Raw genomic sequence first — 12,089 nt, 5'->3', positions numbered from 1 at the left:
TCAGCCGGCCAGCAGTTCTTCGGCGGACGGCAACAGGACCGTTCGTCCTGGCGTCAGGCGTTGCGGGTCGTCGATGTCGTTGGCCTCGGCCAGTGGTCGCCACATCGCCGGATCGCCGTACTCCGCGTACGCGACGGCGGCCAGCGTCTCGCCCTCGAGCAACACGTGGGTACGCCGGGCGGTCAGGCTGCCCGATGTCGGGTTCTGCTTGGCCGTCAGCGACGGCATCTCCTGCAGGTCGACGGTGCAGGTCGCGCGGACCGGCGTACCTTCCGGCGTGAACAGCGAGTACTTCGCGCTGACCGAGGTGATGAAGCTCGGGAAGAAGTCGAGCGCACCCCAGTGGAAGACCACCAGCGGTGGTACCGGCTTGCTCTTGCCGACGCTCTGGTCGGTCGGGACACAGCACGCGAACAGCGCCTTGACCGCCTTCACGACGCTGTCGTCCATCTTGTCGGTGCCGTCGAAGAACATCTCCAGCGTGAGCTTGCCCGGCTCGGGCCCCTGGAACTCCGGCGGCGCGGCCTTCTTCGACCCGCGGGCCGGCTCGCTGTTCCACTTCGCGGCCTTCTTGACGGTCAGCTCGTTCGGATTGAACTGGAACGCGATCCGGCCCTTGGACGCACCGAGGCTCGCACCGGCGCCCTTGTTCGGCATCGCCTCGTGCAGTTCCAGGTACGCCTTGGCCAGATTGCCGCTCATGCCACGAGGCTAGGCAAGCCGCGCCGCTTCGGGCAGGGGCTGCAGCGCCGTACGGAGGGACCTCCGAACTTCCCTAAAGGGCAGCGTGGGAACATCTCAGTGGTTTGGTGGATCTGGCTGGGGGTGAGGGCTACGAGGCAGGTCGGGGAAGCGTTGTTGGCAGTGCGTCTGCTGGGGGCGGTGGAGATCGCTACCGGGGCCGGGCAGTTGACTGTTCAGCAACCGCTGGCCCGGGCACTGGCAGTGCGGCTCACGCTCGCGCGGGGTGCGGCCGTTGCCGACGAGATCCTGATCCGCGACCTGTGGGGCGACGCCGGCAATGCCCGGCCGACCGCGCGGTTGCGGGTGCTGGCCTCCCGGCTCAGAGGTGCCCTGGGCAACGAAGGCGAGGCGTTACGCCGTACGCCGGCGGGGTTCTCCTTGGACGCGGCGCCTGTCGACCTGGATCTCGTCGAGCATTCGGTCGACTCGATCGACGCGGCTCGCCGGACGGGCGACCAGGCAGCCGTGTTCGACGCGGCAGCCGTCGCGTTGGAGCAGTGGCGAGGCGAGGCGCTGGCTGATCTGCGAGAGATCCCGTTCGTCGCCGCGGAACAATTGCGGCTGGAGTCTGTCCAGCTGGAACTCGAGATCGCCCACGGCGAAGCAGGACTTGCCTTGGGCAAGGATGTCGGCCCGGACCTCGAACGCCTGGTCGCCGCTCATCCACTACACGAGCGGTTGGTTGGTCTGTCCGCGCGGGCACTCGCCAACCGCGGAATGCGCGCCGAGGCAACGGCCCGGCTTGCCCACTTGCGCACCACCTTGGCCGACGAACTCGGCATCGACCCCGGCCCCGAGACGCTCGCGCTCGAGGCCAAGCTGCACGAACAGACCGATCGCGCCATCCGCTCCTCTCTCCCGCCACAGACCAAGAGCTTCATCGGCCGGCAGGACGAGCAGCTCAGCCTCCGGGCGCGAGTCAGCGAGCCATCCGTGGTGACGCTGCGCGGCGGACCGGGCGTCGGGAAGACCCGGCTGGCGCGCGAGATCGCAGAGAGCGCTCACCGGGAAGGCCGTACGGTCGCCTGGCTCGACCTCGCGCCGCTCCAGGCCGGCGACAATCTCCCGTCGGCACTGGCCGCGGCGATCGGTACCGATGGTGGCGGACCCAATCCACTGGCCAACGCGATCGAAGTACTGCCCGGAGCGCTGCTCGTCGTCGACAACGCCGAGCACCTGATCGAGGACACCGCCGCGCTCGTCGACGACCTCCACGCGGCGACCGCCGGTCTGACCGTTCTGGTCACGTCGCAACGCGCGCTGCGGATCAGTGGCGAGTACGTCCACCGCGTCGGCCCGTTGACGGCCGAGGCTGCCGCGGAACTGTTCTGCGCCCGCAGCGGCCTCCCGCCGAGCGACCAGGTCGACGCCATCTGCGCGGCGCTCGACTGCTTCCCGCTCGCGATCGAACTCGCCGCCGGGCTCACTCGCATCCTGTCGATCGACCAGCTGGCCGACCGCATCGACGATCGTCTCCGGTTGTTGATCCGCGGCTTGCGGGACTCGGGTGCGCGACACTCCAGCCTCCGGGCGGCACTCGACTGGAGCCATGAGCTGCTGGCCCCCAAGGCACGGATCGCCTTGCGCCGGGTTTCGGTGTTCGCGGGCGGCTGCACGCTGGCGGCGGCCGAGAAGGTGATCGCCGATGATCGGCTGGCGGTCGAGGAGGTCGGCGGTCTGCTGACCGACCTGGTCGATCGCAGTCTGCTCACGGTCGACAGCACTGGGCGGTACGGCGTACTGCAAAGCATCCGCGACTACGGCCTCGAACAGCTCCGAACCGTCGGCGAGGAAGCCACCATCCGACGGCGACACGTTGCCTGGTGCACCGAAGTGGCTGCCGCCGGAGAACAGTACGGGCGGCTGCATTCCACCCATGGCCTGCAGCGGGACCTGTACAGCTATCTCAATCTCGAAGAACCGAACCTGCTCGGTGCGGTCGATTGGTGCCTGTCCACCGGCGCCGAACCCGCGCTGGTCAACGAGATCGTCGCGCCGCTGACGTGGTACTGGGGCTACCGCGGCATGCTCACGGAGGCCGCCGGCTGGCTGCGCGATTCGCTCACCGCGGTTCCCCCCGACTCGCCCCAGTACGCCGCCGGCCTGAACGCCCTGGCCATCGTCACCCGCAAGCTCGGCCGCTTCGCGGAAGCTCGCGAACTTGGCCTGCACGCGCTCGCGATCATGCGGCGCACCGACGAGGCACGCGGCACGATCCAGGTGCTGCAAAGCCTGACGCTGGCGTACCTTGCGCTGGACGAGATCTATCCAGCGCTTGTCTGCGCCAATGAGGTCGAGGTGTGGACCCGCGCGGTGGACTTCCCGGTACTTCGCGGCGCCGGCCTCAACTGCATCGGTCTGTGCCTGCGGATGCTCGGGTACGCCGACGACGCGGTGAAACTCTTCGAGGAGGCGCAGGCCTGCTGGGACGCGATCCACGACGGGCACGGCTATGTCATCGCGACCGGCAACCTCGGCATCTCGGCGTACCAGGCCGGCGAACTCGATCGCGCTCGCGAGTACGAGTTGGACGCGTTGGAGGTCGCCCGCGACATCACCTACACGGTCGGCCAGCTCGACTCCCTCGAAACGCTCGGCTGCATCGAGGCTGCTGCAGGCCGGTACGAGTTCGCCGCCGAACTGCTCGCGGCCGCGAGCCACGGACGCCAGCTGATCGTCGAGCCGGTCGCCATCCCCGACGAGGTGATGGACCTGGCGGCCACCGACGAGTTCGTCCGAAGCAAACTCGGCGCACGCTTCGACGACATCGCAGCCGCCACCCGCCGCATCCCTCTCGACGAGATAGTCCGCAAGGTCCTCGACCGCGGCTGAACGCGGCTCGGCTCAGGCGCCGGTGTCGATGAAGCCGTGATGGGCTATCTCGATGGTTTCGGTGAGGATGTCGGCCGGCCCCTTGGCGACGCTCGGGCCGGTCCACCGGACGGGGATCACGTCGACGAGCCCCCAGCGCGCGACGACGGTGCCGTCGCTGGTCATCGCGGTGATCTGCCCGGTACGCCGCTTCACACCGCCCGCGAGCCCGGAGATCCAGCGGGCGACCCGCTCGGTCTCCTTCGTCAGCGGCCGGCTCAACTTGATGTTCGGAAACTTCAGCCGGGACGGGATCTGCACGATGTACCCGTTGTTACCACCCTCCGACCGCTGCTCGATCACCACCTCACACCCGAGCCCGTCACAACTCGTAAACATCCCCAGATCCACATCATCGACCTGCACCAGGAACCGAACCCCGATTGCCGGCATCAACTCGGCAGCGCTGGTACTCATCACCACATCCGATCCATCAACGTGCCGGTCCGCTCCCGATCAACCCACAACTCAGCCCGCAACCGCCGAACAATCGGCTCATACAACCGCCGAGCCAACCCATCCACCTCAGCCGCCGACATCCCCGAACCCTCCACTTTCCCCGCCGCCACAGCCGCGGCGGGAGCCCCCTGCGCCCCACTTCCCCCGTGCGGAACAGCCGACATAGCCTCACCGCCCGCCGCCCCAGCACTCTCCACCACATTCCCTTCCACCACCCCGCCATACGCAGGCACCACAGACCCCTCTCCCGCACCACCCGCGCCCGCACCGCCACCACCCGCACTGCCGCCACCCGCACTGCTGGCACCTGCCCCGCCGGCTCCCGCACCGCCACCAGCCCCGCCGTAACCCGCCCAGCCAGCTCCCGCTCCGCCAGCACCTGCCCAACCGCCACCTGCGGCCGCCCCCGCCGATCCCGCTGCCGTCCCAGCCACGGCCGGCGGCCTCGACACCGCAAGACGCTCTCCATCAGCCCCGGCGCTGGAGCCGATCCCGGCCCCGATCCCAGCGCCGCTCGCCGAAGCCGCCACCGACGGCAGCGAGCCGGGCGACCCAGCCGACCCTGCTGAACCAACTGAGCCGGGTGATGCCGATTGGTTCAGATAGACAACTGGTTGCGCCGGCCTCCTCCCCGAAGCAACCGGAGCATTCGGAACCAACTCACCAACCTCCGACGCCAACGCCCGCTCCCCAATCAACGGAACCGCCACCCCCGCGCCACCCACCAACTCCTCAAACCCACCGGCCACCACAGACCCAACACGCCCGCCCGAAGCCGCCACCCCTGCACGCCCCGCAAGCGCCCCAACCCCAGCCCCAGCCGCAAGCCCCGCCCCAAGACCACCAGCGCCGGAGCCTCCGCCAACTGACCGAAGCTCGCCCACCGCCGCACCAAGGCTGCCTAACGCCCCAGCAGCCGCGCCACCGTTGCCGAAGGCACCTGTCGCCACACCGAGACCCCCGAGCGAACCGACCCCTCCGAGGCTGCCGGACCCACCGGCCGCGCCCGCAGCACCGAGGGCCGCACCAAGGCCGCCAGAAGCACCGGCTGCACCGGCTGCTGTACCGAGGCCGCCGGAGCCACCGGTCGCGCCCGCAGCACCGAAGGTCGCACCAAGACCGCCGGAAGCACCAGCTGCACCGGCTGCTGTACCGAGGCCGCCGGGGGCGCCGACGGCTGCGCGGAGGTTGTTGGACGAACCGGCGGCTGCTCGGATGCTGCCGATCGGGCCACTGGCTGCTGATCCGCCGCCGGGGACCTGACCCGCGCCTAGGCCGTCGGCGGTGTCGACCAACGCGCCCACGGACGAGCTTCCCGCTAGCCCGCGCTCAGCCAGGCCAGCGGCGTCCAGCCCGGAGCCCGCGCCAACGGCTACATCTGCCGTGCCGCCGCCGGCAGCGGCGCCAACGCCGTCACCGCTGCCGGTTACTGCACCAACGCCGGCTCCCGTGCCAGTGCTTGCACCAGCACCTCCGCCAGCGCCGGCGTCTGCGGCGCCATCCGCCCCCGCACCTGCTCCAAGGTCAGTTCCTGCGCCTGTACCTGCGCCGAGCCTTGCGCTGGTTGAGGATCCAGCGGTTGCACCCGACCCACCGCCAGCCCCACTGGTGGAGCTCCCGAGGTATCCAGGTGTGGGGTCGGCGCCTAGGAGGGGGCGGGTCTCGGAGGTTAGGGCTTGGGCTGCTTCGGGAGGTATGGGGGCGCCGAGGCCGGCCCGGCGGCGGGAGAGAGCGGCTGGCTGGGGTGCTTGGCCGGCCGACGTCGCCGGGCCGGCCGACTGGGGTGATGACTCGGTGGGAACGCCTGGGCCGAGAGGGTCGGCCGCGCCCAGGTCTGAGGTGAGGTCTGCGAGGGTCGAGCGGGTGAGATCCATGGGAGAAGCTAGGGATGCGAGGGTCACAGCATCTGTACCGGTGGCACCGGATGGCGCGGGCACAACGTTCGTACCGGCTGTGGCGCTCAGTCCGGCGGCAGTCGTACCGGATGAGGGCGCTGATCCGGCTGGCGTGGGGACTGCCGAGGCAGAGACTACGAGGAGCGCACGTCGGGCGAGCGAGGGAGGCGGGGCGATGGTCTGGGCGTTGCCGGGCGCAGATGCAGTTGCTATAGGCAACGAGGTGATGCTGCCGAGCAGGCCAGTGGAGTCGTCCTGGGCCGGCGCGGTACCGGAGATCGCCGGGCCGGGGAGGGAACTGGCCGGAATCGGGGGTAAAGGACTCCCCACTCCACCGGATGACGCGCGGCCGGCTGAGAAGGTGCTGCGGAGCGATTGGAAGGCCCGCGCCAAAGGCGACTGCTCAGCTGCCGGCGGCTGGCGGACTGCCAAGTCAATCGCCGGCTGGAAGGGCTGGGGCGCGCCCGGTGTGACCAGGTTGCCCACCACGCCGGCCGGGGCGGCAGGATCGAGTTGATGCGAGAGCTCGCCGGTGAAAGCAGGTGAGCGCCAGGACGGGATCCAGTCGCCGTTCGCCGGCCGCAGCGTCGACGGGGCGTTGCCGATGGCACCTATCGATGGTGCCATCTAGTCCCCCTCGGTGATGCGGCGGTTGATCTTGGAGATTTCTTCGACGAAGCGGCGGCGGGCCGGGTGTTCGAGGTCGAGGATGTCGTTCAGCGGCCAGTGGAAGTGGTAGGCGAGGTACGCGATCTCCTCCTGCAGCCGGTCGGTCGCGTACGTCAGGATTCCCCCAGGCGGCCGCCGGCGATGTCGACGGCGAAGGCCTGGCTGCAGGACGGGCAGGTGACCGAGGCGCGGGTGTGCCCCTCGGAGTTGATCCGGCGGTACAGGTCCTGCAGAAACGCGACGTCAGAGGCGAACATGTTCTCCACCAGCGACCCGTCGATCCGAGCGACGTCGCCGAGGCGGGTGATGACGCGCGCGAGGAGGACGACAGTGGTGAAGGCCGGGTTCTCCTGGACGCGGGCGTCGTAGAGCGGTAGCAGCTCGTCGCGGGCAGTGGCGAGGCGCATCGTGCCCGACTTGTGCACCCGCCCGTCGGCGTCGACGTAGCCGCGCGGGAGTTCGAAGTCGAACTCGGTGCGCATCCGCTCGGGCTCGGCGACCGCCGCAGTACCAGCAGAGGCAGGCGGTACCACCTCAGCGACCGCCGTGCCGTGCGTCCTGCGCATCAGGCGTACTCCATCTCGTCCCAGCAGACCGTGAACTTCTCGGTCAGCGGCTCGGTCGAGCCGGCCTTGAGCGAACCACCGAGCTCGACGTCCTTGATCCAGACGTTGCGGAAGTTGAGCCGCTTGAGCTGCTGGCCGTCGGAGGTGTAGATGCACACCTCCGCGGTCTTGCGGGCGCCCTTGATGTCGCCCTGCATGACGGACTTCAGCCAGTCGGTGACGGTCTTGGAGTCGGTCAGGCCGCGGGTGACGGTGAACTGGCCGGGCTTCGGCCGGCCCATCACCTGGCGGGCGACGTACTTGCCGTCCTTGGCCTGTTCCTGGTAGCTGACCATGTCGACCTCGGCCTTGAGCCCGGAGACCTCGATGACGTACGGCACCTCGATCCCGTCGACCGAGACACTGAAGGAATACGCGGTCGCCATGTCCATGGCGTCGGCGAGCGGCATGACAATCTCCTTGGATGAAAGAAAACTACTCGTTGACGAGACTGGTGCCGCCGGAGAACTGCGACAGCTGGAAGACGACGAACTCGGCCGGCTTGACCGGCGCGATCCCGATCTGGCAGGTGACCTGGCCGGCGTCGATCGCCTCGGCCGGGTTGGTCTCCCGGTCGCACTTGACGAAGAACGCCTCGTCCGCGGTCAGCCCGAACAGCGCGCCCTTGCGCCACTCGTTGATCAGGAACGAGCTGATCGTGCGCCGGATCCTGGCCCACAGGGCGTCGTCGTTCGGCTCGAAGACGACCCACTGGGTGCCACCGAGGATCGATTCCTCCATGTAGTTGAACAGCCGGCGCACGTTGACGTAGCGCCAGGCTGGGTCGGACGAGAGCGTGCGGGCGCCCCAGATCCGGATCCCGCGGCCGGGGAACGAGCGCAGGCAGTTCACCCCGATCGGGTTCAGCAGGTCGTGCTCGGCCTTGGTGATCTGGGTCTCCAGCGCGATCGCACCCCGTACGACCTCGTTGGCCGGCGCCTTGTGCACGCCGCGGGTCTCGTCGGTCCGAGCCCAGATGCCGGCCGCGTGACCGGACGGCGGGACCAGGATGTTGCGCCCGGACGCCGGGTCGAAGGTCTTCGCCCACGGCCAGTACAGGGCGGCGTACTTCGAGTCGTAGCCGGCCTGGTTCATCCGCCAGTCCTTGATCTGCTGGGCGTTCAGCGCCGGCGGCGGATCGAGGACCGCCATCCGGTTGCCCATCAGTTCGCAGTGCGTAATCACGGCCTGCTGGACCGAGTGCACGGTCTCCAGGTCGATCGCGCCCTGCTGGTACGCGCTCATCAGGTCGGGGACGGCGACGATGGTGACGTCCTCGATCGCCTCCAGCCCGGAGAAGCCGGTGCGCTGGGCAACATCTCCGACGTAGTCGTCGGCGCCGACCCCTTCGACCGCTGCCGGCGCCGGGGCGACCAGCTGCTTCTTGCCGTTGGCAACGGGTTCCAGCGCGGCGGAGGCGGCCAGCTCCTCAACCTTGACGGTCTTCGACTTGGCGTTCACCACGGTGGCGATGTTGACGGCCTTGTCCGCGCGCCGGTCCGGTACGACCGGGTCGTACTCCTCGGGCTGGCGGCCATTGGCCCGGACGGTCAGCTTGACTGCGCCTTCGGGCGGGTTCTCGGCAGCGCTGTCGGACACCTCGATGGAGACGTCGGCGGGCTTGGCGCCGTTGAGCTGGGCGACCACCTTGTAGTGCCCGAGCACCGTCTGCGGCGGTCCGGCCGGCAGCTGCTTGGCAGCGTCGGCCGAGGACGAGTCCCCACCGATCCGGACGATGTACGCCGCCGAGCCGCCGTTCTGGATGTAGCCGAAGACGGCGTGCGCGAGGTAGGAGCCCTCGACGAAGTCACCGAAGGTCTGGGTGAACTGCGTCCAGTTGGTGATCAGGGTCGGGGTGTTCAGCGGGCCCTTCTCGGCGAAGCCGACGAACGCCGCAACCGCCGTGCCGACGCCTTCGATCGGCCGCTGCCCGGCCTCCACCTCCTCGACGTAAACACCGGGCGACAAGTACGTCGGCATGGTCACTCCTTCACGCTGGTCTGGTCTCGGTTCAAGCCTCGCGGTCCACCCGCGCAGCCGGTACGTCCTGCAGGCCCCAGCAGAGGGAAGCAAGGCCTGCACGTAAGGGCAATCAGCGCAGTCCCGGAGAAGGTGGGAGGCGGCCGAGCTTGGTGTATTCGTGATCGACCGCCGTGGTCAGGTCGGCCATCGTGACCGCCCGGCCGGCCGCGGCCGCGTAGTACGCCGCAGTGACCACGGCCGAGCGGATGTCACCGCCGGCGAGATCGAACGCCCCGGCCAGTACGGACAGATCGAGCGACGGATCGCGCGGTACGGCGTTGCCCAGGCAGCGGTCCCAGAGCAGCAGCCGTTGGTCCTCGTCCGGCTGCGGGAAATGCACGACCATGTCGAGCCGCCGGCTGAACGCGTCGTCCAGGTTGGCGCGCAGGTTCGTGGTGAGGATCGCGAGGCCGTCGAAACTCTCCATCCGCTGGAGCAGGTACGCCACCTCGACGTTCGCATAGCGATCGCGCGCGTCCTGGACGTCCGACCGCTTGCCGAAGATCGCGTCCGCCTCGTCGAACAGCAGCACGCCGTTCACCCCGGTCGCCTCGGTGAAGATCCGTTCGAGGTTCTTCTCGGTCTCACCGATGTACTTGTCGATCACGGTCGCCAGGTCGACGACGTACAGATCGACGCCGAGCTCGTGCGCGATCACCTCGGCCGACAACGTCTTGCCCGTGCCGGACTCGCCTGTGAAGAGAGCAGAAACGCCGGCTCCACGGCCCCCGCCCGGACGCATCCCCCAGCCGCGGATCACCTGGTCGCGATGCCTCGCGCGAATCGCGAGTTCGCGCAGCCGATCGAGTTGGTCATCCGGCAGCACGAGGTCGTCCCACGAGACGGCTGGCACGATCCGGCGCGACAACCGCTCCAACCCGGCACCGTTCTGCGACCGCGCTCCGGCCCGCAGGATCTCCCCGTTGACCAGTACGCCGTCCAGCGCCGCGCGAGTGCTCGCCGCCTCGGCGGTCCGGGCGATCTGGTCGACGTCGAGCCGGAAGGTCGAGGTCTCCGCAGCCGCGTCCAGATCCGACGTGGTCGATTCGGGCGGCAGGATCGCCTGCCACAGCGTCGCGCTCTGACTCGCGGTCAGCGCCGGCGCCTCCAGTACGGCCGGCACGACGGCCGACCACGACGGATCCCAGGTCGGTGTGCCGATGAGTACGACGGGGACGGGCGCGACTGTGAGTGCGCGCAGGACGTCGGGCCTGATCGATTCGACCGGGCCGACCAGGATGCCGGCGGAGCTGAGTCGGGCTTGGCGGGCCGTCGTACGGACGAAGGACACCGCGTCGACGTCGGCGGGGAGGCGGGTCAGGTTGAGCGAGAGGACACCGAGGCCGAGTTTGGCGAAGGCGGTTGCGGCCAAGCCTTTCGCGGCGCTTCCCGGCTTCTCACGCAGGTAGACGGGCTGGCCGGGGCGTAGTACGCGGACCAATTGCTCGGTCGAATTCTCGAGTTCGCTGTAGACGACGAGAGGCGGCGGCAGGACGAGGTCATGCAGCGCGGGCTCGGTCGCGTGGCCGCCGAGGAGGTAGGCGGTCACTTGGTCAGGTACGCGGATTCCCCTTGTCAGAAAGGGTCGGGCCGGGTCTTCCAGCTCGACCAGACCGCCCGCGAGCAACGGTGCCGAGGTGTCGAAACGGGCGCGGGCGGCCGCGTCGGCCGAGGGGATGGCGAGCAGGTCGAGGGCGAGCCGCGGGGTCGCGCGGCGCCGGGATACGTCGTCGTTCAGGTAGCCGTACAGCTGCTCGAAGCGTGCGTCGAGGTCGGGCGCGACCGCGATGAGCAGGATCTCGACATCGAGCTCGGTCAGGCCGAACGAGCGGACCAGGCTGCGCAGGCGGGGCGTCGTACCGTCCGCCTCCATCGCGTCGCCGGCCGCCTCGACCTCGGCCAGCTTCCCGGCAACCTCGTCCGGAACCCCGACCGGGCGACCGGTGAGCAGACTGTCGACGGCAGCCGGGGTCAGGAACAGCCCGCGGAACGCGTCGTTCGGGGCCGGATCAGCGGGCTTGCGAAGTGCGACCAGCGCACGGACGCGCTCCTCGACCAGCGCCAGCCGGCCGAGGAGGTAGCTGAGGCCCCTGCCGGTCACTCGACGGCCTGGTCCATGTCGGCGAGGTCCACCTGTAGCGGCTCGACGATCGCCGGACCGGCGGCGGTGAGGCGACCGGCCTCGACCGGCAACGACAGTACGACGTCGATCGACGGACGCAGCTCGCCACCGAGCGCGGACCAGACATCGGCGAAGGACCGGTCGTCCTCGGGTGGCAGGCCGATCGCGAGCCCGACCGGAGAAGGTGCATCAGGCAACAAATCGGCCGGTATCACGTCATGCACCAGCAAGGTGTCGAGTAGCTGGCCGAGCAGCCGGTGCTCGTCCTCAGCCCGCTGCCCCCAGACGCTGAGCAGGTAGAAGAGCCGGAAGATCCGCGGTGGCGTGTGCCGGGCGACGACCCGGCCGCTCTCGTTGAACCGTGGCACCAGGCCGCTCGACCGGCGACGAGTGTCCTCGCGGATGTCGTACAGGAACAAGTTCACGGCCGGTCCGTTGCGCTTGCCGGCCCACTCCTTCGTCGGCGGATCGAACACCACCTGCACCCGCGCGGCGTCGAGCAGCTCACGGCGCAGCAGGGCGGCCAGGGCACCGTCGGCTTCGGAGATCACTGTGCCAAGCTAGGTTCCGGCGGCGATCGCGGGCAGGTGCGCGAGCGCCGTACGAAGGGTCCGCCTGGTTGCCCCATCAGGCAGCGGATGCCGCTGGAACGCCTGCGGTTGCGCACATTGCGCGGTCGGGCAGGCACTGCTGCCCTGCAGG

General features: G+C 69.4%; 11 protein-coding genes. 2 read left to right on the top strand and 9 right to left on the bottom strand.

All coding sequences use genetic code 11. The features are described 5' to 3' along the window. A complete protein-coding gene (locus AB0M15_RS31105; RefSeq protein ID WP_363825793.1) occupies nucleotides 1-702 on the bottom strand; it encodes a peptidase M23 in 702 nt (233 codons plus the stop codon). A 162-nt stretch (nucleotides 703-864) separates the two neighbouring features. Here AB0M15_RS31105 and AB0M15_RS31100 point away from each other — a divergent pair, with 162 nt between their 5' ends. After that, nucleotides 865-3,576, top strand: coding sequence for a BTAD domain-containing putative transcriptional regulator (locus AB0M15_RS31100; RefSeq protein ID WP_363826015.1), 2,712 nt, complete (start codon nucleotides 865-867; stop codon nucleotides 3,574-3,576). Between the two features lie 12 nt (nucleotides 3,577-3,588). Here AB0M15_RS31100 and AB0M15_RS31095 read toward each other — a convergent pair whose 3' ends face one another. Together AB0M15_RS31095 and AB0M15_RS31090 are read right to left on the bottom strand one after the other, a co-directional pair. Continuing rightward, on the bottom strand, nucleotides 3,589-4,032 hold the full coding sequence (locus AB0M15_RS31095; RefSeq protein ID WP_363825790.1) for a phage tail protein: 444 nt from the start codon (nucleotides 4,030-4,032) through the stop codon (nucleotides 3,589-3,591). 1,468 nt (nucleotides 4,033-5,500) lie between these two features. After that, nucleotides 5,501-5,659, bottom strand: a complete 159-nt coding sequence (locus AB0M15_RS31090; protein ID WP_363825787.1) for a hypothetical protein — start codon at nucleotides 5,657-5,659, stop codon at nucleotides 5,501-5,503. 485 nt (nucleotides 5,660-6,144) lie between these two features. Between AB0M15_RS31090 and AB0M15_RS31085 the strand changes: the two genes are divergently transcribed. Beyond that, the gene (locus AB0M15_RS31085) at nucleotides 6,145-6,486 is read left to right on the top strand and encodes a hypothetical protein (RefSeq protein WP_363825782.1); all 342 of its coding nucleotides are present in this window, start codon (nucleotides 6,145-6,147) and stop codon (nucleotides 6,484-6,486) included. A 110-nt stretch (nucleotides 6,487-6,596) separates the two neighbouring features. Here AB0M15_RS31085 and AB0M15_RS31080 read toward each other — a convergent pair whose 3' ends face one another. The 6 genes from AB0M15_RS31080 to AB0M15_RS31055 all read right to left on the bottom strand — a co-directional run bounded on the left by AB0M15_RS31080 (nucleotide 6,597) and on the right by AB0M15_RS31055 (nucleotide 11,938). After that, nucleotides 6,597-6,755, bottom strand: coding sequence for a DUF6760 family protein (locus tag AB0M15_RS31080; RefSeq protein ID WP_363826011.1), 159 nt, complete (start codon nucleotides 6,753-6,755; stop codon nucleotides 6,597-6,599). Further along, entirely contained in the window at nucleotides 6,752-7,204 is a 453-nt protein-coding gene (locus AB0M15_RS31075; RefSeq protein ID WP_363825779.1) for a hypothetical protein, read from the bottom strand. The genes AB0M15_RS31080 and AB0M15_RS31075 overlap by 4 nt, the downstream gene beginning before the upstream one ends. Next, nucleotides 7,204-7,653, bottom strand: coding sequence for a phage tail protein (locus AB0M15_RS31070; protein WP_363825776.1), 450 nt, complete (start codon nucleotides 7,651-7,653; stop codon nucleotides 7,204-7,206). Before AB0M15_RS31070 ends, AB0M15_RS31075 begins: the two co-directional genes overlap by 1 nt. Nucleotides 7,654-7,678: 25 nt before the next feature. Next, nucleotides 7,679-9,223: a phage tail sheath family protein gene (locus AB0M15_RS31065; RefSeq protein WP_363825773.1), complete on the bottom strand. Its 1,545-nt coding sequence runs from the start codon at nucleotides 9,221-9,223 to the stop codon at nucleotides 7,679-7,681. A 112-nt stretch (nucleotides 9,224-9,335) separates the two neighbouring features. Then, complete coding sequence (locus AB0M15_RS31060; protein WP_363825770.1) at nucleotides 9,336-11,366, bottom strand: ATP-binding protein; 2,031 nt, start codon at nucleotides 11,364-11,366, stop codon at nucleotides 9,336-9,338. Then, entirely contained in the window at nucleotides 11,363-11,938 is a 576-nt protein-coding gene (locus AB0M15_RS31055) for a DUF4255 domain-containing protein (RefSeq protein WP_363825767.1), read from the bottom strand. Before AB0M15_RS31055 ends, AB0M15_RS31060 begins: the two co-directional genes overlap by 4 nt. Between the last annotated feature and the right edge of the window lie 151 nt (nucleotides 11,939-12,089).

Origin of the sequence: Kribbella sp. NPDC051718, assembly GCF_040681515.1 — a bacterium.
Lineage (GTDB): Bacteria > Actinomycetota > Actinomycetes > Propionibacteriales > Kribbellaceae > Kribbella.
The sequence above is the reverse complement of the archived record's forward strand: the minus strand, read 5'-3'. Positions and strand labels throughout refer to the sequence as shown.

Bases quoted from the DNA above. Each gene is read 5' to 3' on its own strand.
- AB0M15_RS31085 (WP_363825782.1), top strand. From the start codon at position 6,145: ATGGTCTGGGCGTTGCCGGGCGCAGATGCAGTTGCTATAGGCAACGAG.
- AB0M15_RS31075 (WP_363825779.1), bottom strand. From the start codon at position 7,204: ATGCGCAGGACGCACGGCACGGCGGTCGCTGAGGTGGTACCGCCTGCC.
- AB0M15_RS31095 (WP_363825790.1), bottom strand. From the start codon at position 4,032: ATGAGTACCAGCGCTGCCGAGTTGATGCCGGCAATCGGGGTTCGGTTC.
- AB0M15_RS31065 (WP_363825773.1), bottom strand. From the start codon at position 9,223: ATGCCGACGTACTTGTCGCCCGGTGTTTACGTCGAGGAGGTGGAGGCC.
- AB0M15_RS31105 (WP_363825793.1), bottom strand. From the start codon at position 702: ATGAGCGGCAATCTGGCCAAGGCGTACCTGGAACTGCACGAGGCGATG.
- AB0M15_RS31070 (WP_363825776.1), bottom strand. From the start codon at position 7,653: ATGCCGCTCGCCGACGCCATGGACATGGCGACCGCGTATTCCTTCAGT.